General features: G+C 62.4%; 21 protein-coding genes and 1 tRNA gene. 13 read left to right on the forward strand and 9 right to left on the reverse strand.

The features are described 5' to 3' along the window. Nucleotides 1–194: 194 nt before the first annotated feature. Nucleotides 195–2,456, forward strand: coding sequence for a response regulator (locus ACILRC_RS09050; protein ID WP_395669035.1), 2,262 nt, complete (start codon nucleotides 195–197; stop codon nucleotides 2,454–2,456). Here the strand turns inward: ACILRC_RS09050 and ACILRC_RS09055 are convergent. Then, the gene (locus tag ACILRC_RS09055; protein ID WP_395669036.1) at nucleotides 2,405–3,898 is read right to left on the reverse strand and encodes a cryptochrome/photolyase family protein; all 1,494 of its coding nucleotides are present in this window, start codon (nucleotides 3,896–3,898) and stop codon (nucleotides 2,405–2,407) included. The two genes, ACILRC_RS09050 and ACILRC_RS09055, sit on opposite strands and share 52 nt — an antisense overlap. A gap of 21 nt (nucleotides 3,899–3,919) precedes the next feature. Here ACILRC_RS09055 and ACILRC_RS09060 point away from each other — a divergent pair, with 21 nt between their 5' ends. The 10 genes from ACILRC_RS09060 (at nucleotide 3,920) to ACILRC_RS09105 (ending at nucleotide 11,526) form a co-directional block, all read left to right on the forward strand. Further along, nucleotides 3,920–4,519, forward strand: coding sequence for a YqgE/AlgH family protein (locus ACILRC_RS09060; RefSeq protein ID WP_395669037.1), 600 nt, complete (start codon nucleotides 3,920–3,922; stop codon nucleotides 4,517–4,519). Next, nucleotides 4,516–4,944, forward strand: a complete 429-nt coding sequence (gene ruvX / locus ACILRC_RS09065) for a Holliday junction resolvase RuvX (protein ID WP_395669038.1) — start codon at nucleotides 4,516–4,518, stop codon at nucleotides 4,942–4,944. The genes ACILRC_RS09060 and ruvX overlap by 4 nt, the downstream gene beginning before the upstream one ends. Next, entirely contained in the window at nucleotides 4,941–5,438 is a 498-nt protein-coding gene (gene pyrR / locus ACILRC_RS09070; protein ID WP_395669039.1) for a bifunctional pyr operon transcriptional regulator/uracil phosphoribosyltransferase PyrR, read from the forward strand. The genes ruvX and pyrR overlap by 4 nt, the downstream gene beginning before the upstream one ends. A 3-nt stretch (nucleotides 5,439–5,441) precedes the next feature. Then, the gene (locus ACILRC_RS09075; protein WP_395669040.1) at nucleotides 5,442–6,404 is read left to right on the forward strand and encodes an aspartate carbamoyltransferase catalytic subunit; all 963 of its coding nucleotides are present in this window, start codon (nucleotides 5,442–5,444) and stop codon (nucleotides 6,402–6,404) included. 14 nt (nucleotides 6,405–6,418) lie between these two features. Next, the gene (locus ACILRC_RS09080) at nucleotides 6,419–7,762 is read left to right on the forward strand and encodes a dihydroorotase (RefSeq protein WP_395669041.1); all 1,344 of its coding nucleotides are present in this window, start codon (nucleotides 6,419–6,421) and stop codon (nucleotides 7,760–7,762) included. Between the two features lie 25 nt (nucleotides 7,763–7,787). After that, on the forward strand, nucleotides 7,788–8,537 hold the full coding sequence (locus tag ACILRC_RS09085) for a lysophospholipid acyltransferase family protein (RefSeq protein WP_395669042.1): 750 nt from the start codon (nucleotides 7,788–7,790) through the stop codon (nucleotides 8,535–8,537). A gap of 198 nt (nucleotides 8,538–8,735) precedes the next feature. Then, nucleotides 8,736–9,380: a type IV pilus modification protein PilV gene (pilV, locus tag ACILRC_RS09090; RefSeq protein WP_395669043.1), complete on the forward strand. Its 645-nt coding sequence runs from the start codon at nucleotides 8,736–8,738 to the stop codon at nucleotides 9,378–9,380. Further along, nucleotides 9,377–10,453, forward strand: a complete 1,077-nt coding sequence (locus ACILRC_RS09095) for a PilW family protein (RefSeq protein WP_395669044.1) — start codon at nucleotides 9,377–9,379, stop codon at nucleotides 10,451–10,453. Before pilV ends, ACILRC_RS09095 begins: the two co-directional genes overlap by 4 nt. Further along, nucleotides 10,437–11,033: a pilus assembly protein gene (locus ACILRC_RS09100; RefSeq protein WP_395669045.1), complete on the forward strand. Its 597-nt coding sequence runs from the start codon at nucleotides 10,437–10,439 to the stop codon at nucleotides 11,031–11,033. The genes ACILRC_RS09095 and ACILRC_RS09100 overlap by 17 nt, the downstream gene beginning before the upstream one ends. 19 nt (nucleotides 11,034–11,052) lie before the next feature. Then, complete coding sequence (locus tag ACILRC_RS09105; RefSeq protein ID WP_395669046.1) at nucleotides 11,053–11,526, forward strand: type IV pilin protein; 474 nt, start codon at nucleotides 11,053–11,055, stop codon at nucleotides 11,524–11,526. A 32-nt stretch (nucleotides 11,527–11,558) separates the two neighbouring features. Here ACILRC_RS09105 and ACILRC_RS09110 read toward each other — a convergent pair. The 5 genes from ACILRC_RS09110 to ACILRC_RS09130 form a co-directional block, all read right to left on the reverse strand. Next, nucleotides 11,559–11,633 (reverse strand) — tRNA-Arg (locus ACILRC_RS09110). Nucleotides 11,634–11,671: 38 nt separating this feature from the next. Then, on the reverse strand, nucleotides 11,672–12,886 hold the full coding sequence (locus ACILRC_RS09115) for a VWA domain-containing protein (RefSeq protein ID WP_395669047.1): 1,215 nt from the start codon (nucleotides 12,884–12,886) through the stop codon (nucleotides 11,672–11,674). A gap of 34 nt (nucleotides 12,887–12,920) precedes the next feature. After that, a complete protein-coding gene (locus tag ACILRC_RS09120; protein WP_395669048.1) occupies nucleotides 12,921–13,511 on the reverse strand; it encodes a GNAT family N-acetyltransferase in 591 nt (196 codons plus the stop codon). A gap of 2 nt (nucleotides 13,512–13,513) precedes the next feature. Continuing rightward, nucleotides 13,514–13,768, reverse strand: coding sequence for a hypothetical protein (locus tag ACILRC_RS09125; RefSeq protein ID WP_395669049.1), 255 nt, complete (start codon nucleotides 13,766–13,768; stop codon nucleotides 13,514–13,516). A 5-nt stretch (nucleotides 13,769–13,773) separates the two neighbouring features. After that, nucleotides 13,774–14,628: an AAA family ATPase gene (locus ACILRC_RS09130; RefSeq protein WP_395669050.1), complete on the reverse strand. Its 855-nt coding sequence runs from the start codon at nucleotides 14,626–14,628 to the stop codon at nucleotides 13,774–13,776. A gap of 112 nt (nucleotides 14,629–14,740) precedes the next feature. Here ACILRC_RS09130 and ACILRC_RS09135 point away from each other — a divergent pair, with 112 nt between their 5' ends. Then, nucleotides 14,741–15,406 (forward strand): c-type cytochrome, encoded by a 666-nt coding sequence (locus tag ACILRC_RS09135; protein WP_395669051.1) that lies wholly within the window; start codon nucleotides 14,741–14,743, stop codon nucleotides 15,404–15,406. A 29-nt stretch (nucleotides 15,407–15,435) separates the two neighbouring features. On the opposite strand, the gene ACILRC_RS09140 is transcribed toward ACILRC_RS09135, so the two are convergent. Continuing rightward, a complete protein-coding gene (locus tag ACILRC_RS09140; protein ID WP_395669052.1) occupies nucleotides 15,436–15,888 on the reverse strand; it encodes a DUF1841 family protein in 453 nt (150 codons plus the stop codon). 53 nt (nucleotides 15,889–15,941) lie between these two features. Here ACILRC_RS09140 and ACILRC_RS09145 point away from each other — a divergent pair, with 53 nt between their 5' ends. Further along, entirely contained in the window at nucleotides 15,942–16,838 is an 897-nt protein-coding gene (locus ACILRC_RS09145) for a homocysteine S-methyltransferase family protein (protein ID WP_395669053.1), read from the forward strand. 36 nt (nucleotides 16,839–16,874) lie between these two features. Here the strand turns inward: ACILRC_RS09145 and ACILRC_RS09150 are convergent, their stop codons facing one another. Together ACILRC_RS09150 and kefC are read right to left on the reverse strand one after the other, a co-directional pair. After that, entirely contained in the window at nucleotides 16,875–18,107 is a 1,233-nt protein-coding gene (locus ACILRC_RS09150; RefSeq protein WP_395669054.1) for an HD-GYP domain-containing protein, read from the reverse strand. An 84-nt stretch (nucleotides 18,108–18,191) separates the two neighbouring features. Further along, entirely contained in the window at nucleotides 18,192–20,012 is a 1,821-nt protein-coding gene (gene kefC, locus ACILRC_RS09155) for a glutathione-regulated potassium-efflux system protein KefC (protein WP_395669055.1), read from the reverse strand. Nucleotide 20,013 lies beyond the last annotated feature (1 nt).

Genomic DNA, 20,013 nt, shown 5'->3' on the forward strand with positions numbered 1-20,013 from the left:
CTGAGCCTGAGCCTGAGCCTGAGCCTGAGCCTGAGCCTGAGCCTGAGCCTGAGCCTGAGCCTGAGCCTGAGCCTGAGCCTGAGCCTGAGCCTGAGCCTGAGCCTGAGCCTGAGCCTGAGCCTGAGCCTGAGCCAGCACCTTTGTTGGGCGAGGTCGTACAACAGCCTATCGATCTAGCCCCCGATTTGTTTGCTGTGTTCAAGGAAGAAGCGCTAGAGCTGCTGCCTGCCTTGGGCGCGGCGTTGCGCCAGTGGGTGGCACATCCAGACGATGCCCAAGCGAGCGGCGAGTCCTTGCGCTTGTTGCACACCCTGAAGGGGAGTGCACGTTTAGCGGGCGCAATGGGCTTGGGCGAGTTGGCCCACCGTATGGAGTCCGACATTGAGTCCCTGGGCCAAGTCAACCTGCGGGCTTCACAGCTTGAACCGCTGTTGTCACAGTGCGATGACATGCAGAGTGCGCTTGACGCCTTGGACGCCGCCAGTGAAGTGGTCTTCCCAACGCCTGAAGCCATGGCGCAGGCTGGGACGCATGCGGCGAACACTACGGCGCTTGTGGTCACGTCCTTGCGGCCACTGGCCAGCCAATCGGTGCGGGTGCGATCGCAGTTGCTGGATCGTTTGGTCAACCAAGCTGGTGAGATTCTGATCAGCCGCTCACGCGTGGGCTCCCGGGTAAGCCAGCTGCGAGCGTCCCTAGGTGACATGGCAGCCAACCTGGATCGTTTGCGCAGGCAGTTGCGCGACCTTGAATTGCAGGCAGAGACGCAGATGCAGTCGCGTCTGGGCCAGCATACCGACCACCACACTCCCTTCGATCCGCTGGAGTTAGACCGCTTTACGCGGGTCCAAGAGCTAACCCGCATGATGTCCGAGTCGGTCAACGACGTGGCGACGGTGCAACTTGCTGTGCACCGCGCTGTGCAAGGTGCAGAAGACGATCTTGTCGCCCAAGGTCACCAAGCGCGCGAACTTCAGCGTGATCTTTTGCGAACCCGAATGGTTGAGTTTGATGCGGTGTCCGAGCGACTCCATGGCGTGGTGCGTCAGGCCGCCAAAGAGCTCGGCAAACAAGTGCGTCTTGAGGTACTGGGTGGCTCTATCGAGATGGATCGCAGCGTGCTGGATCGCTTGCTACCAGCGTTTGAACACCTGCTGCGCAATGCTGTGGCCCACGGCATCGAAGACGCAGCCTCGCGGGTGGCCGCGGGCAAGCCTGAAGTGGGCACCGTCACCGTCGCGCTGCAGCAGGAACGCAACGAGATGATGCTCTCGTTTAAGGATGATGGCGCCGGCTTGCAAATGCAACGCATTGTGGACAAGGCGGTGGCGGCAGGGCGCATCCCAGCGGGCTACGCACTCAACGTCGATGAGGCGCTGAGCTTGCTTTTGTCTGCAGGCTTCTCCACCGCCGAGCGGGTCACTGCACTTTCCGGACGCGGAATTGGCATGGACGTGGTTGGCTCGGAGGTGCAGTCGCTGGGAGGGCGTATAGAGGCAAAGACGGCCCCAGGTCAAGGCACCGAGTTCGTCCTTGTGCTGCCCTTAACCACTTCAATTCATTCGGTGGTGATGCTGCGCTTGGGCGATTTCACCATGGGCGTACCGTCCAACCTGATGGAATCGGTGCAGCGCGTGCCACTGCAGACGCTTGCCCAAGCCTACGCTGACAAAACGTTGGACGTGGCTGGCCAAGCGATACCCTTTTATTGGGCCGGCGCGCTGCTGCAGCAGCAGCCGACGCGCATCCCAGAGGCCAACACCAAGAGCGTGCCGGTGGCGGTGTTTCGCAGTGCCGGTCAACGGGTCGCGATGCATGTAGACGAAGTGCTAGGCAACCGCGAGGTGGTGGTAAAGAATCTGGGACGCCAGCTCAGCCGCTTGGCTGGACTGACTGGCGTCTCAGTGTTGGCGTCTGGGGCCGTAGTTTTGCTCTACAACCCCGTGGCGCTTGCGAACGTGTACGGTGATACAGCACGCGCGGCGCAGTCGGACAGCTCTTCCAGTCCCAGCGCAGCCAGCGGTGCGCCCACGTTGCACCAAGTCACCGACCACCGACCCTTGGTGCTGGTGGTGGATGACTCCGTGACGGTGCGCCGGGTCACCCAGCGCCTGCTGGTTCGCGAGGGCTTTCGGGTAGCTTTAGCCCAGGACGGCTTCCAAGCTTTGGAAATGCTCGCTGACGAACTGCCCGCCGTGATCTTGTCAGACATCGAAATGCCGCGCATGGATGGTTTTGAACTGGTTCGCAACCTGCGCGCAAACCCAGTGTATGCAAGCTTGCCGGTCATCATGATCACCTCGCGCATTGCCCAGAAGCACCGTGACCATGCCAATGCGCTCGGCGTTGACCACTACCTCGGCAAGCCTTACCCTGAGGACGAGTTGCTGGGGCTGGTGCGCGATTACTGCGCTGAATCGGATTCGGGTACTGCAGACTTCTTGATCACACCGTAGCGCTGGAGCGTGCGGGCGCGGGCCGTTGCATGATCCACCACCGGATGGGGGTAGTTGTTGCCCAGCACCACGCCAGCGGCCTGAAGTTCGACCGGTTTGGCGTGCCAAGGCGCATGCAGGGCCGGGCCTTGTAGACCCCGCAGCACCGGCAGGTAGCGGTGAATAAACTTGCCCTGCGCGTCGAACTTCTCACTTTGCGTCACCGGGTTGAAGATACGAAAGTAGGGCTGGGCATCACAGCCGCTCGAACTCACCCACTGCCAGCCACCGTTGTTGGAGGCCAGGTCGAAGTCGTTGAGATGCTGCGCAAAAAACTGCTCACCCCAACGCCAATCGATTCCCAAGTGTTTGACCAGGAAGCTGCCCGCCACCATCCGAAGGCGGTTGTGCATATAGCCGGTCTGCAGTAGCTGTTGCATTGCCGCGTCCACCAACGGGTAGCCGGTTTGGCCCGTGCTCCACGCCACAAACAGGGTCTGCGCCGACGCGCCGTCTTCCCAGGTTATCTTGTCGTACTCGGGCCGAAACGCTCGGCTTGCCACAAAGGGAAAGTTGGCGAGGACTTGCGCATAAAAGTCGCGCCAGACCAGCTCGGTCAACCATGTTGCTGCACCTGTGCTGCGGGTGACCTCACTCATTGTGGCCAGCCGAACCAGCTGGCGCACCGACACCGTGCCAAAGCGCAGGTGCACGCCCAGATAGCTCGGTCCCTTGACAGACGGAAAGTTGCGCGCGGTGTCGTACTGATCGACGCGTTGCACAAAATCGGCCAGTAGCGCAGCCGAGCCCGACTCTCCAGCGCGCAGGCCCAGCGCCTGCAGGTTGGTCGGCGCAAAGTCGATATCGTCCAAGCTAGGCACTGGCCGCTGGAATTGCGCTGGTCTCGGAGCCAGGGCATGACCTGGCGCATCTCGCGCTGTGCAGTGCCAGGGCTCGCTTCGCAGCTTGGCAGTCCATGCACGCAAATATGGCGTGAAGACTCCGTAGGGCGTGCCTGATTGCGTCATGATCTCTTGGCCCTCAAAGACCACGTGGTCCTTGTGCAGCACGAAGGTACTGCTGACGGCGCGCAGCGCCGCGTTTGCCTTGGCGTCGCGGTCGACGGCATAGGGCTCGTAGTCTCGCCCGGCGAACACCGCCTGGGCGTGCAATGCCTGCGCCAGCCCAACGATCGATGCGACGGCATCCCCGTGCAGCACGATCAAGCCTGCTTCAGGTTTGCACGCTAAGGTGCGCAGGTTGGCGTCGAGCTCCACCAAGGACTCACGGATGAATTCCACCCGCCGGTCGGCCCGCGGCAAAGGCTCCAAGATGGCGGTATCGAAAACAAAGACGCAAAAAACGGCCCGGCAGCTTTGTAGCGCCGAGGTCAAGGCCGTGTTGTCATGCACCCGCAAATCGCGCCGAAACCAGACTAAGCCCGTGTCGAAATTTTCAGGCATGTGAGTCGCTAAAATGAAAAAATGTCCGGCAATTCTGCATCCATCAACCTCACAAACCATTTCTTGATCGCGATGCCCGGGCTACGCGACCAAATGTTTGGCAAGAGCGTCGTGTATGTGTGCGAACACAGTGCGCGTGGCGCTTTGGGTTTGGTCATCAACAAGCCGGCGGACATGAAGATGGAAACCTTGTTTGGCAAGGTGGATCTGGCACTCAAGCGTCCCGATCTTAGCCAGGCACCCGTATTCCAGGGCGGACCGGTGCAGACCGAGCGCGGTTTTGTGTTGCATGACGCTCTGCAGGGCACTTCGCAGCCATTGGGCGAAACCTTGTATGCATCCACCTTGGCGATACCAGGTGGCTTGGAGATGACGACATCCAAAGACGTCTTGGAGGCCTTGGCCGGCGGTGCCGGCCCCAAGCGGGTGCTGGTTACCTTAGGCTATTCCTCATGGGGCGAAGGCCAGTTGGAGAGCGAGCTGGGTGAAAATGCCTGGCTGACGGTGGACGCGGACCCCGTGGTGATTTTTGACACCCCCGTAGAACAGCGTTACGACAAGGCGCTTGCACTCTTGGGCCTGCAATCCTGGATGATCTCTTCCCAAGTAGGCCACGCATGAGCCCCGCCGGTGACCAGGTGGCACGCCCGCTGGTGGCCGAAGGCTTGCGCACCTTCATTGCATTCGATTACGGCGAGAAGCGAACCGGCGTGGCTGTGGGCAGCCGCCTACTGGGCCAGGCGCAACCGCAGGGCAGCATCCAGGCGCAGGGCGAGGCGCGCTGGAAGTTGCTGGCGCAGCGCATCCAGGAGTGGCAACCCGATGCGATCGTGGTGGGTGTGCCCTACCACCCCGATGGTGCGCCGCACGAGAACACGGTGCGGGCCCAAAAATTTGGCCGCCAATTGCACGGCCGCTTTGCCTTGCCGGTGTTTGAGGTGGACGAGCGCTACAGCACCACCGAGGCCATCGCCCAGGGTGCCCGCGACCGCGATGCGGCCAGCGCCTGCATCATCTTGCAGCAGTTTTTGAGGAGCTTGGTTTGAGCCTGTTGGCACTCGACGCGGAGGCGCTTTATACCGAACTGGTCCGCGGTGTGCGCCAGCTCGCGACACCGCAAACCCACTTGGTGGGCATTATTTCGGGCGGCGCTTGGCTGGCCGAGCGATTGCATGCCGACTTGGGCCTGTCGGCCAGCGCAGGCTGCATCTCCTCGGCCATGCACCGCGACGACTTTGCCAAACGCGGTCTGGCCGCTGGTGGCCATACCAAGCTGCCCTTCGAGGTGCATGGCGCGCATATCCTGGTCCTTGACGATGTGCTCTACACCGGCCGCACCATCCGGGCGGTCGTCAACGAGCTGTTTGATTACGGCCGACCGGCGAGCGTCAAGCTGGCCGTGCTGGTGGACCGCGCAGGCCGCCAATTGCCGGTGCAGGCAGACTTTGCGGCGGCGCGCGTGGTGCTGGCAGAGCACCAGTCTTTGTCGCTGGCCCGGGATGACGTCGGCGGCTTCAGCTTTGACGTGAAAGACCGCTAGACCATGCTCTCCAAGCGTAACCCCCAGCTCAACAAGCACGGTGAACTGGTGCATTTGCTGTCGGTCGAGGGGCTTCCCAAAAGCATACTGACCCACATCCTGGACACCGCTGAAAGCTTTGCCTCGGTGAGCAGCCGCGAGGTGAAAAAGGTGCCGCTGTTGCGTGGCAAAAGTGTCTTCAATCTGTTCTTCGAAAACTCCACCCGCACCCGCACCACGTTTGAGATCGCTGCCACTCGCTTGTCGGCCGACGTGATCAACCTTGATATCGCCCGCTCCAGCGCCAGCAAAGGCGAGTCCTTACTCGACACCATCGCCAACCTCAGCGCCATGGCCGCCGATATTTTTGTCGTGCGCCACAGTGAGTCGGGTGCGCCGCACTTGATCGCCCAGCATGTGGCACCGCATGTGCATGTGATCAACGCCGGCGATGGCCGCCACGCGCACCCCACACAGGGCCTGCTTGACATGTTCACCATCCGGCATTTCAAGAAGGACTTTGCCAACCTCACGGTGGCCATCGTGGGTGATGTGCTGCATTCACGGGTCGCCCGCTCTGACATCCACGCGCTGACCACCTTGGGTTGCGCTGAGGTGCGCGTGGTGGGCCCTAAAACCTTGGTGCCTTCTGACCTGTCGCACATGGGGGTGCGGGTGTTTCACTCCCTGGAGGAGGGCATCCGCGGTTGCGATGTGGTCATCATGTTGCGACTGCAGAACGAGCGCATGAGTGGCGCCCTGCTGCCGTCTACCCATGAGTTTTTTAAGAGCTATGGCCTGACCCCCGAGAAGCTGCAACTGGCCAAGAGCGACGCCATCGTGATGCACCCCGGCCCGATCAACCGCGGCGTCGAGATCGACTCCGCAGTGGTGGACGGCGCCCAAAGTGTCATCCTGCCGCAAGTGACCTTTGGCATTGCGGTGCGCATGGCGGTCATGGGCATCGTGGCGGGCAACGAGGCCTAAGCAGGACGGCGCAAATGAAGACATTGATTCGCAATGGCCGCGTCATTGACCCGGCCAGTCAGCTAGACCAAACCGCTGACCTTGCCATCGCCGATGGCCATATCCTCGCGATCGGCAATGTACCGTCGGGGTTTCAACCCGAGCAGACCATCGACGCCAGCGGCTGCATCGTGGCTCCCGGTCTTGTGGACTTGTCGGTGCGCTTGCGTGAACCCGGTCATGAGCACGAGGGCATGCTGGCCTCGGAGCTTGCAGCGGCAGTGGCCGGCGGAGTGACAAGCGTGGTTTGCCCACCCGACACCGAGCCAGTGCTCGATGTGCCAGGCTTGGTGGAAATGTTGCGCTACCGCTCCGAGCGGTTGCACCAGTCGCGCGTCTTCCCATTGGGCGCACTCACCCGAGCGCTGGAAGGCGAGACGCTCACAGAGATGGTGGAACTCACCCAAGCTGGCTGCGTTGGATTTGGCCAGGCCGATGTGCCGCTGGCCAACACCCAGGTGCTGCTGCGCGCCCTGCAATACGCCAGTACGTTTGGGTACACCGTGTGGTTGCGCCCGCAGGAGATGCATTTGGGTACGGGCGTGGCCGCCAGCGGCGCACTCGCCACGCGGCTGGGCCTCAGCGGTGTGCCAGTGCTCGCCGAAACCATTGCTTTGCACACGATCTTCGATTTGGTGCGCGCCACCCGCGCCCGGGTCCACCTGTGCCGCATCAGCAGCGCAGCCGGTGTGGAACTGCTGCGTGCTGCCAAACGCGAGGGGCTGCCGGTGAGCGCCGATGTGAGTATCAATTCCTTGCACCTCATCGACATGGATATTGGCTTTTTTGACAGCCGCATGCGCCTGACGCCACCGCTGCGCCAGCAGCGCGACCGCGACGCCCTGCGTGCGGGTTTGGCTGACGGCACCTTAGACGCATTGGTGTCAGACCACACGCCGGTCGACGAGGATGCAAAGGCTCTGCCTTTCGCGCTGGCCGAGCCCGGCGCCACCGGCCTGGAACTGCTGCTAAGCCTCACGCTCAAGTGGGCAGCCCAAGACGGTGTGCCGCTGGCGCAGGCGCTGGCCACCGTCTGCGCGCAGCCTGCCGACGTGTTGCGGGGTGTTGTGACTGGAGCTCCCACAGCCGCCCAAGTCGGCGTCCCAAACCGCGCCTTGGGCAGTTTGGCGCACAGCCTGGGCCGCATTGCGGTGGGCGGTATCGCTGACGTGCTGGTGTTTGATCCCGAGGCTTGCTGGGTGGTTTGCCCTGAGACTTTGCACAGCCAAGGCAAGCACACGCCCTTTGGCGGCTACGAGCTCAGTGGCAAAGTGGTCGCGACCCTGGTGGGCGGCCACTTGGCGTACCGCGCCGAATAACAGGGGCGTGCGGGTGCTGCGGTCAGTGCAACGCAACTTGACTGCGCTGGCGCGGTTGCTGCGGGTGCTTGTGCACTTGCTGCGCGGCGCCTGGACCATCTGGCGCCACTTCCCTGGCATGGCACCAGCACAGCGCAGCGCCGAGGTGCAGGCCTGGGCGGCTGACATGTTGCGGCGCCTGTCTGTTGATGTACGGGTGCGAGGCGAAGTCGCCCGCCGCGGCCCGGTGCTGCTCGCTGCGAACCACGTATCGTGGCTCGACATCATGGCCATCCACGCCGCACAACATTGCCGATTTGTTGCAAAAAGTGAGGTTAAGCATTGGCCCTTGCTGGGCATGCTGGCCACGGGCGCAGGCACGCTCTACATCGAACGCGAATCGCGTCGCGATGCCATGCGGGTGGTGCACCACATGGCAGATCGGCTGCGCGAGGGAGACATCCTGGCGGTATTCCCGGAAGGCACCACCGGCGACGGGACCCAGGTACTGCCTTTCCATGCCAACTTGCTGCAGGCTGCAGTTTCCGCAGGTGCGCCAGTGCAGGCGGTAGCTCTGCGATACGCTGAAGCCGCAAGCGACGCCACCAGCCTAATACCGTGCTATGTGGGAGACGATTCTTTGGTGGCCTCTGTTTGGCGCACCTTGTGTGCTGAGCCGCTGCGCGTGGAGTTGCAGTTTGGCGCGGTGCGCTTTGCGGAAGGGCGCGACCGCCGAGTCTGGGCTGCCGATGTGCGTGCAGAGATCGTGCAAATGCACCAACGCAACGGGGCGTAACCCGTATTGGACTGCCGCTGACTTTGCGCCGGTGTTGTCGCTGGCGACAAGGCGGATGACAGGTGGGTGTCGTGGGCTAAGTTTGCCAAAGCGCCGTCGCCGCATGTGGCCGCCGCTTCTGTTCGAACCTCGACGATTGCATGGTACGCAGCACGGCTGCTCACCTAACCTGCGCTCCCATAGCTTAAGGGAGCCACCATGCGAGCGGTTGTTTACAGCGCCAACGCATTCACGCGTTGGACCCATGCCCGTCGGGCCAGTATGTACTCGGCGGGATTTAGCCTGATTGAAGTGTTGGTGGCCGTAATCTTGTTCTCCTTTGGAGTGCTGGGCGTGGTGGGCCTGCAAACCGCTGCGCTTCGGTCCCACCAAGAGGCCCAGCACCAGACCACCGGTTTGCAATTGGCGCGTGAGCTGGCCGAAATGGTGCGTGACAACCGTGCCGTGGGTGCACGCACCTTGGACAACCCCTATATCGGAAGCTTCGTGGCCCATACGTCAGGTGGCATGGGGCCAGCGGCGGCTTCGTACTGCCTTGCAGTCGGTGCGGCTTGCGCTCAGGCTCAGGCGCTTGCAAGCGCACACATGACGCAATGGTTGGACCAGGTGGCCCACGTCTTGCCCGCGGCGCGGGTGGTGACCTGCTTCGACGACGCCCCATACGACCCCAGTGGTCTGCCCCGTTGGGCGTGCCCGACAGATCCGCCTGTGGGCGCGCCTTTCGTCATCAAGATGGGCTGGCGGCGGCTGGCGCTCGGTCTCTCTTCTACTGGACTGCCCGCTCTCGAATTCGCAACCCAGCCCGGCAGTGCACCGATTGTGGTGCTGCCATTGACACTGTGACCGAGCGGCGTCTGGGTGTCCCGCGCCGCAGCGGTTCGTTGCAAGGCTTCTCTTTAGTGGAACTGTTGGTCGCGATGGCCATTGGTCTCGTGCTGGTGTTAGCCGCTGCCGCCGCATTGATGGTGAGCAGCCGCGGTTACACCTTAGTAGATGCAGCCTCCCAACTGCGTCACAACACCACCTTCGCCGTCGGCCTGGTCAGTCGGGTGGCCATGCAGGCTGGTTTTGTGGATATTCCGTTTGCCAGCACGCCAGCAACTGCATGGGAGCTTGCCATGGTCGAGCCGGCGGTGTTTGGCTTTAACAATGCCACCGTGACGCAGACTGCTGGCGCGGCCCTGGGAACTATCCGCAGTACCAACACCCCCGTGGATACGCTTTACGTCAAGCCCTGGGTTGCAGGCAGCGCAGGCGCTGGCAGCGACGTGCTGGTGCTGCGTTACCAGCCGGTGGGTGCGGGCACTGAGCGCATCCGCTCAGACGGGTCTATGGTGGACTGCTCTGGCTCTGCGCCCGACACCGCTTCACAGTCGCGGAACGACACTGCCATCAATGTTTTTTTTGTCGCCGCTGATGTGGGTGGTGAACCCGCCCTGTTTTGCTACACCTTGGACAACCTGCCCAATAGCCAGCGCATGCAGTTCGAGAACCGAATGGCTTTGGTGCGCGGTGTTGAGGGGTTTCAGGTGCTCTATGGCGTGCAGGCGCGTGCACCGGTTGTTGCTAATGCGGCACTAACCAGCAGCGAGGACGGCGTGCCATATGCCTACTTGCGTGCCGATCAGTTGGTAGTGGGAGGCGATGCCAGCAGCGCTGCGACCAAAAAGAACTGGCGGCTGGTGCGCAGCCTGCGCATTGGCTTCGTGTTGCGCAGCGAGGCCCAGCGGCAGCCCACACCAGGACCTCGGCTGCTGTATCCCTTGGGGCTTGCTAGGGCGTCGGCCCAGGCAGCACCTGGCTCAGCCTTTGCTTCTGCCGCCGACCCGGGCACCGTGTTTGCAGTGCCCAACGATGGCCGCCTCCGGGCAGCCGAATCTTTCACCGTGCATCTGCGTAATGGCCAGCCCGATTGAGTGCCAGCTGCGCTGTATTCAGCTGCCCGTTCGACCCGGTGGACAATGCCGTGGTGCCGCGCTGGTGGGGGTGTTGCTGGTGCTGGTATTGGTCGAGTTGCTCGGTGTGGCCGCAGTCCAGCTTGCGTTGATGGGCGAGCGTAGTGCGCGCAGCCACCGGGACACCGAGCTGGCGCTGCAAGCTGCCGAGGCCGCCTTGGCCGACGCAGAGCTGGACATAACCCGCTTTCGCGCGCACTTGTTCGATGGCATCCGCACCGCTGGCTTTGCGCCGGGCTGTGCCAGGACGTCGGAGTTCAAAGGCTTATGCGCGCCGTCGGCTGGCGCCAAGCCTGTTTGGCTCGATGTCGACCTGGAGGACGCGGACGGCCCCGCTGTTGCCTATGGCGAGCAAACAGGTCGCAGCTACGCGCAAGGCGCAGCAGGGATTCAGCCGCTGCGCTCGCCCCGCTACATCATTGAGTGGTTGCCTGACACAAGCGGCACGCCTGGCTCTGAGGTCGTGTACCGGGTAACCGCCATCGGCTTTGGGTCCCGCACCGAGGTGCAGGTGGTATTGCAGATGCTCTACCGAATCTGAGGGTCGTGGCCGTACTGCGATGCGAAGACCAATTGCTTCAGGCTTCACCTTGACCGAGCTCTTGGTTGCTCTGGCCGTATTGGGAATCTTGCTGGGCGTCGCTGTTCCCTCCTACCAAGAGTTTGTGTTCCGCGGCCGCCGCGCCGAAGGCCGGGTCGCGCTGTTGGAGCTGATGCAGGCCCAAGAACACTATGCATACCACACACAGTGCTACCTGGGTTTTTCGAACACGCCAACTGACGAACCCGTGCTGGGCCCGAGTTGTGCGGGCTCGGCGGCGGTGGCTGTCCCCTTCAAAAACTACTCGGGCGACAGCTTGGCCCAATCCCACTACCGGCTCTCTGCAGCGGCCTGCCCGGGTGCGTCGATTCGGGATTGCGTGGAGGTGATGGCCACGCCGGTGAAGCCCGATCCTGCGGTGGGCACGCTCTCGTTGACCAGCCTGGGAGACAAGTCGTGCAGCGGGACCGAGCGCAGCAAGTGTTGGCGTTAGGCGGGTGACGCAACGGGGACACCCCGCACAACTGGCGCCCCCGACGGGAATCGAACCCATATCTAGCGCTTAGGAGGCGCTCGTTCTATCCATTGAACTACGGCGGCACAGGCGGGAGGGCCCGCGTATTCTAGGTGGCTGGGCGCTATTTGCTGAGGTGACGCATCGCGTCTTCGAGGCCACGCAGGGTCAGCGGGTACATGCGCTGCTGCATGATTTGCGCAATCACGCTGATGCTCTGCCGGTACTGCCACACGCCCTGGGGCTCGGGGTTGATCCAGGCAAACTTGGGGAAGGCGTTGATGAGACGCTGCAACCACTGCGCACCGGCTTCCTCGTTGTTGTACTCGACGCTGCCGCCTGGTTGCAGAATCTCGTACGGGCTCATGGTGGCGTCGCCCACAAAGACCAGTTTGTAGTCTTTGTTGTACTTGCGGATGATGTCCCAGGTGTCGAACTTTTCGGCGTAGCGGCGCCGGTTGTTCTTCCACATGAAATCGTAGACGCAGTTGTGGAAGTAGTAAAACTCCAGGTGCTTGAACTCGGTCTTGGCCGCGCTGAACAGCTCCTCCACCCGCGCGATGTGCTCGTCCATGGTGCCGCCCACATCCATCAGCAGCAGTACCTTCACATTGTTGTGCCGCTCGGGGCGCATGGTGATGTCCAGGTAGCCGGCGTTGGCCGCGGTCTTGCGGATGGTCTCATCCAGGTCGAGCTCGTCCTCGTGGCCTTCGCGTGCGAACTTGCGCAAGCGGCGTAAAGCCACTTTGATGTTGCGGGTGCCCAGCTCCTGCGTGTCGTCGTAGTCGCGGTAGGCGCGTTGGTCCCACACCTTGACCGCGCTCTTGTTGCGGCCCTTGTCCTGCCCGATGCGTATGCCTTGGGGGTTCTGGCCATAGGCGCCAAAGGGTGAGGTGCCCCCGGTACCGATCCACTTGTTGCCGCCCTCGTGGCGCTCCTTTTGCTCTTCAAGGCGCTTCTTGAGCGTTTCCATCAGCGCGTCCCAGCCCATCTTCTCGATCTTGGCCAACTCCTCGGGGCTGAGGTTGAGTTCCAGGTTCTTGCGCAGCCATTCCAGCGGCACCTCTTTGCCAAAGTCGGTGAGCAACTCCACGCCTTTGAAGTACGCGCCAAAGGCCCGGTCGAACTTGTCGTAGTGCTTCTCGTCCTTGACCAACGCAGTGCGGCTAAGGTGGTAGAAATCCTCGATCGCATGGCCTCCAGCGGCGCGTGTTGGGCCATCGCCGTTGGCGTTGGGGCCAATGACGCCTTTCTTGAGGGCTTCAAGCAAGCACAGGTATTCAGTGACCGACACCGGCAGTTTGGCGGAGCGCAGGGTGTAGAAGAAGTCGAGCAACATGGTGGGCGCAGCGCGGCTTGTGGCTTGAATCGGACTACCGGCGCTTGTCCAGCAGGTACAGCAGCTGCGCCTTCACCTCGGGCCACTCGCCGCTGCGCAGGCTGTACATCACGGTGTCGCGGATGGTGCCGTCGCGGCGCAGTGCGTGGCCGCGGATGATGCCGTCCTTTTTGGCACCCAGGCGCTCGATTGCGGCTTGGGATGCGAAGTTGAAATTGTCGGTGCGCCAGCCCACCACATGGCAGCCCAGGGTGTCAAAGGCGTGGGTCATCAGCAGCAACTTGCAAGTGGTGTTGACGTGGGTGCGCTGTGCACTTTTGGCGTACCAGGTGTAGCCAATTTCCACGCGCTTCACCGCTGGCAAGATATCGTGAAAGCTGGTGCTGCCCAGCACCTTGCCCTGCGCGTCCAGCACTGCAAATGCAAACCGGTTGCCGGCTTGGCGCATCGCTAACGCGTCTTCGATGTACTTGCGGGTTTGCTCCGGCTGGGGCACCGAGGTCACCCGCACCTCCCACAGCGCGCCGTCCGCCGCCGCTGATCGCAGGCCCGCCTCGTGCTCCAGGCCCAGGGGCACCAGCTGTACGCCGCGCGCCTGGAGCTGAACTGCTTCGACAAATGCCATGGTCAACCCTTTCTGTCGCTGTCTGTGCTGTGGTTGGTGCCATTCGATTCCTGGCGCCGAATGCGCCAACGTCGGGCCAGCTGCAGACCCGCGCCGCCACCCAGACCGACCAGCACGATGCCGCCAATGCTGGCACCGCCGTAGCCAGCGGCAAACACATCCAAGCCAGCGAGCTGCCCCAGCCAAAAGCCCAGCAGCGCACCCCCTACAAAGCCGACGGCGTCGCTCAGGCCTTCCATCAACAAATTGTTTTTCATGGGTGTTACCGGTTGTTGCGTTGCATGAACATGAGTTTTTCGAACAGGGTGACGTCTTGCTCGTTCTTGAGCAAGGCGCCCACCAGCGGTGGCAGCACGGTTTTATCGTCTTTGCTGTGCAGGGCTTCGGCGGGAATGTCTTGCGCCAGCAGCAGCCTGAGCCAGTCCAGCAGCTCGCTGGTGGAGGGTTTCTTTTTCAGCCCAGGCAGGCCGCGCACCTCGTAAAAGCTCTTGAGCGCCGCAGCCAGCAGCTCCTTTTTGAGACCCGGAAAATGCACATCCACAATGCTTTGCATGGTGGCGGCGTCTGGGAACTTGATGTAGTGAAAGAAGCAGCGGCGCAGGAACGCGTCGGGCAGCTCTTTTTCGTTGTTGGAGGTGATGAACACGAGGGGGCGGTGCTTTGCGCGGATGAGCTCGCGGGTCTCGTAGCAATAGAACTCCATGCGATCGATCTCGCGCAGCAAGTCGTTGGGAAATTCGATGTCGGCCTTGTCGATCTCGTCAATCAAAAGCACCACCGGTGCCTCTGCCGTGAAGGCCTGCCAGAGTACGCCCTTGACGATGTAGTTCTGGATGTCTTTGACCCGCTGTGCCTCTTCGCCGTCGGACAGCTGCGAATCGCGCAAGCGGCTGACCGCGTCGTACTCGTACAGGCCTTGCTGGGCCTTGGTGGTGGATTTGATATGCCACTGCAAGAGCGGCATGCCCAGGGACTGCGCCACCTCCTCGGCCAGCATGGTTTTCCCGGTGCCGGGCTCGCCCTTGATCAGCAAGGGCCGTTGCAAAGTGATGGCGGCATTGACCGACAGCATCAGGTCTTGGGTTGCGACGTAGTGTGAACTTCCGTGAAATTGCATGGTGTGCCGACTTGCTGGTTGAGGGGCTCGCTGTGGGGTCTTCGTCAAGGAGGCCAGTCGATATAATGCGCCGGTCCGCTTACCCACTATCTTGGCTGATTGTCCGCGCAAAATGAACCAATTCCTCTCCACCCTCTCCTTGGCGCTCGTCGCTTGTGTGACCGTGTTGCCCGCTGCAGCGCAGGACATCAAAGGGGATGCGAAAGCGGGCGCCGCCAAGAATGCGATGTGCATTGGCTGCCACAGCATCGAGGGCTACCAAGCCAGTTTTCCCGAGGTCTACAAAGTGCCCAAGATTTCGGGGCAAAACGAGCAGTACATCGTGGCTGCCCTGAGCGCCTACAAGACCGGTGAGCGCAGGCACCCGTCGATGCGCGGCATTGCTGAGTCCCTGAGCGAGCAAGATATGGCCGATCTGGGTGCCTACTACGCCGCCAGCGGTGCAAGCGCAGCAGCACCCACGCCGGCCAAAGCCCCTGTGGCCAGTGACGCGGTGGAGAAGCTGCTGGCCAAAGGCAATTGCGCAGGTTGCCATGGTGTAGACCTCAACACGCCTAGCGTACCCTCGTACCCCAAGATTGCGGGCCAGTATGGCGATTACCTGTTTGTGGCGCTGAAATCCTACAAGGTTGAGGGCAACGCAAAAGTTGGCCGCAACAATGCGGTGATGGGTGTCATCGCCAAGCAGTTCACCAACGCTGAGCTGAAGCTCTTGGCCAACCACGTGAGCAAGATGCCCGGCACACTCAAAGTGGTGCCCCAAAGCCGTTTCCGCTGAGCGGCGATACCCTAAAAAAAGCCGCTGCTTCAGCGGCTTTTTTTGTGCCCGTCGTGGGTGGCATGTTGCAGCACGCAAGCGATGTAGGCCTCGCCATCGGGCGGGCGGCCGGCCCGCTGGCTCTCCCAGAGCATGCGGCCCAGGCACTCCATGGCTGCGTGGTGCGCTAAGTGCAGCGAGTTGTGCTGCGCTGCCAGTGCTTCCACGGCCAGGCGGATGCCCCGCGGCTGGTCGATACTGCACTGCTCGCTGATCGACAGGTGCATGGAGAGGTGCAAAAACGCGTTGGTGCGTGCCGGGTCGGCCTCGCCCATGCGCGTCAGCGCAGCGTCCAAGTCAGACCACTCGGCCGCGTACTCCGGGTGCTCGTCCATCCAGCGTGCAGCCAGGGTTTCGATCGCCTCCAAGGGTGCGCCAATGCGGGCTTTTCCATAGACGGAGCAAAAAAAACGCCGCACATCGGCTTGTGACGGATTGAACATGGCGGCAGGTTAGCATGCCATCAGACCAACTTTTGATTTGGAGATGCACCGCCATGGCCCCTCAACTCACGATTTTGGACGGTGGCATGGGCCGCGAGCTCAAGCGCATCTGTGCACCCTTTCGGCAACCGGAATGGTCGGCCTTGGCGCTGATGGAGGGCCCGCAATTCGTGACGCAGGCGCACGACGCTTTTGTGCGCAGCGGTGCCCAGGTTCTCACGACCAACAGCTACGCAGTGGTGCCCTTTCACATTGGCGAAGCCCGCTTTGTGGCCGAAGGTGTGGCGCTCGCCCGTTTGTCCGGGCAATTGGCGCGACAAAGCGCTGATCGGGCCGACCACCGGGTGCTCGTGGCGGGCTCCTTGCCACCCGCCTTGGGGTCGTACCGGCCCGATTTGTTCGTCGAGTCCGAGTCCATCCGCATCCACCAGACCCTGATTGAAGGGCTGGATGAGAGTGTGGATGTTTGGTTGGCGGAGACACAAAGTTCCATTGCGGAGGTGCGTGCCGCTCGCCGTGCGCTGGCTGGCAACGCCAAGCCGTTGTGGGTTGCCTTCACTCTCGACGACGGTGAGGACAGCGCCCCCGCGACCTTGCGTTCGGGTGAATCGGTAGCGGACGCGGTCGCGGAGGCACTGGCCTTGGGAGCCCAGGCGGTGTTGTTCAACTGCAGCCAACCTGAAGTGATGCTCGATGCGGTGCGCGCGGCGCGCCGTGTGGCGCAGGCCGCCACAAATCCAGTGCAGATTGGTGTCTATGCCAATGCGTTCCCGCCCCAGTCCAAGAAGGCCACGGCCAATGCGGTTCTGCTCGACATCCGCGCCGATTTGCATCCCAAGGCCTACCTGCGTTGGGCGCAATTGTGGGTGGAGGAAGGGGCGACGATGGTGGGCGGCTGCTGCGGCATTGCACCGGAGCATATTGCCGAGCTGCGCGACGCCTTTGCCTAGTGCTGCGCGCGCTGGCGCCCTCAACGAGCGCGGTGGTCAGAGCCCGGTGGTTTGGGTCAGGGCCAGCATGCGTTCCAAGTGCAGGTTGACCTTCACGTCGCGCTGGGGCACGCTGGCTGCAATGGCATAGGCCTTGGCGGCCGTGTCGCGTGAAATAGGCTCTGCGGTTGGGATACCGCTTCGGTTGAGCACCACCGCCACCTTGGGCGAGGTGGTGCTGGCACCGCGGCGTATCACCACCGCAATCTCCCCGGTCACCAAGCGCACGAAGGTGCCTGGCTGGTACAAGCCCACCGCTTTGATGAGCGCCGCGCCAGCTTCGTCAACCCCGCCCAATTCGTCAAAGTAGCAGGCTTTCATTGCCACAGCCGAGGGCGAGGGCAGGCGTGAAATGCGTGGCGCCATACGCGCACCAAAGGTGTCGGCTCGTTGTAGCAGGCGCGCCAAACGTTCGGGTGCGCTGCGCGCGGCCAGCGGGCCTGGAATTTGCGCGTGGTGGTTGCGCACCGCCTCCAGCCACAGCGTGTCTTGGATACCGGTGGTTTGCAGCATCTCCACAGAGCGTTCGGCGTGGGCGTCTATTTGCACCTGTTGGTGGGGGTCGGGGCGGTGTCGTTGCTGGGCGAGTTGGTCCTGCAGCGCGGTCATGCCAATGTTCATGGTCAATGCAGAGCGCAGCAGCACCTCGACTTCGTCAGGGGACCATGCCAGCACTTCCTTGGCAGCCAGCACGCCGATCGCGCCCACCAACATGCTGTGGGTGGCGCTGTACATGCGCAGCTCGCCGGCCGAGAGGTAAAACAGCGCAAACAGCGTGCCATCTGGGTTGCGTTGTATCTGGTGCAACAGCGTGGCGACCAACGCGTCCAGGCGCTCGACAAAGGTGTCGCTGGGGCCACCGCGCAGCAGCAGGTTGCACTGCACCTGCAGGTCCATCCAGTCGATGCGATCACTGGTTTCACCACCCGCTTTGCGGTTTCCATCTTTAGGGGCACGGGCGTTGGCAATTTCCCCAAGCGAACGCTCTTTGCGCACCATGGTGTGTAGCTCGTCGACAAAGGCCCGCTGTGACTCGAAGGGAGACTGGTTGTCCGGGTTGGCCAGATCAATGTAGATGCCACCCCCGCGGTTGGCGATTTCAAGCAGATAGCGCTCCGACTCAATCACAAACCCCTTCTTTGCCAGCAGCGTGCCCTCCTTGTCCACCAAGTGGTAGGGCAAAGCCTGGTTGAGGCGGATCGATGAGATCGGCAGGGGAACGAGATTCATGGACGCTGGATCGGTATCGGTCGGAAAGACTTGGGGTGCATTATCGGAAAGCCTTGGTATGGCTTAAAGGCACAAGAACACCGCTTAGCTACCCCAACCCTTTTCCTTGCGCTGGCTCTTGTCTTCGCGCTCCTGCGCCATTTGGCTTTCGAGCTGGTTGCGGGCTTCCTTGATCACTGAGATCAGTTTAGCCTGATCGCGGTAGTGCGGATGCTGCTTCTCGAAGAGCGCCAAATTGTGCTGACGAAAACGCAGCGTGGCCCGGCGTGCCTCAAAGGGTTCCTGGCCCAAAAGTTCGAGCACGCTGCGCGCGCTGCGCAGACTCGACTCGAACAACTCGCGCTGCACAAGTACCACACCGCGGTCGCGCAGCTTGTTCCAGTGGGTCACGTCGCGCGCGCGCGCCACGATGTGCAGGTGCGCAAAGTGCGCCCGTGCGGTATCGACGATCTTGAGTGACTGCTCGACATCGTCGACCGCCACCACCAAGATGGCCGCGCTCTCGGCGCCCGCAGTGCGCAGCAGGTCGAGCCGGGTGGCGTCACCGTAAAACACGCGGTAGCCGAACTTGCGGGCGGCTTCAATCATCTCGGCGTCGTGGTCCAACACCGTGGCTGGCAGGCCCTGCGCAAGCAGCACGCGCGCCACGATTTGGCCATAGCGTCCAAATCCCGCGATGATGGTCGGTGCGTTCTGTGGTTCGGCAATTTCGGGCAGGGCCGCACCGTTGCGCTTGGCAAACCGTGGCAGCACCAGGCGGTCCATGGCCACGAGCAGCACCGGGGTCAGCAGCATCGACAGCGCGACGGCGCCAATCAGAATCGATGCTGTTTGTGATGAAAACACCCGGGCGCTGGCTGCTGCTTGGTACACCACAAACGCAAACTCGCCACCTTGTGCCAGCAACAAGGTGAATACCGGTCGCTCTTGCAGAGGCAGCCCGATGCGGCTTGCCAGCGCATAAATGACCACGCCCTTGGTCACCATGAAGGTCATAAGGATGGCGCTTACCAGCGCGGGCGATTGCAGCAGAACCCCGAAGTCGATGCTCATCCCCACCGCGATGAAGAACAGGCCCAGCAGCAGCCCCTTGAAGGGCTCGATGTCTGTTTCCAGTTCCCGGCGGTACTCGCTCTCGGCCAGCAGCACGCCTGCCAAAAACGCACCCAAGGCCATCGACAGTCCCACCAACAGCATCAGGGCCGCAATCCCGACCACGAGCAACAAGGCCGCCGCGGTAAAGATCTCGGGCGTGCGCGAACGGGCGATCCAGCGAAACACAGGCCGCAGCAGCAAGCGCCCACCCAGCACAATGGCGGCGATAACCCCCAACACCTTGGCCACCTCGACATAGACCGGCGTGCCGCTGTGCGCTGCAACCGTGGCTGCGCCCAGCAGCGGCAGCAAGGCCAAGATCGGAATGGCGGCCACGTCTTGGAACAGCAGGATGGAAAACGACGCCTGGCCGCTGCTGGTGGGCAGCAGGTTGCGCTCGCCCATCACCTGCAGTGCGATGGCCGTGCTGGATAGCGCCAAACCCAAAGCCGCCACCAGCGCCAGCCGCCATTCAATTCCGCAGGCCAATGCCACCGCCGCTAGGGCCACAGTGCAGCCCAGCACCTGCGCGCTGCCCGCGCCAAAGATGGGTCGGCGCATGCTCCACAGCCGCTTGGGTTCTAGCTCCAAGCCCACCAGGAACAGCATAAGGACCACGCCGAACTCCGAGAAGTGTAGGATGTCCTCCACATTCGTCACCAGCCCCAGACCCCAAGGACCGATCGCAATGCCTGCGGCCAGGTACCCGATGATGGAACCCAGGCCCAAGGCCTTGCTCAGCGGCACGGCGATGACCGCAGCGCCCAGGTAAATCAAGCTGTTGAGCAGCCAGGTGGGGGTGTGTTCCATG

Origin of the sequence: Rhodoferax sp. (genome assembly GCF_044236835.1) — a bacterium.
Lineage (GTDB): Bacteria > Pseudomonadota > Gammaproteobacteria > Burkholderiales > Burkholderiaceae_C > Allorhodoferax.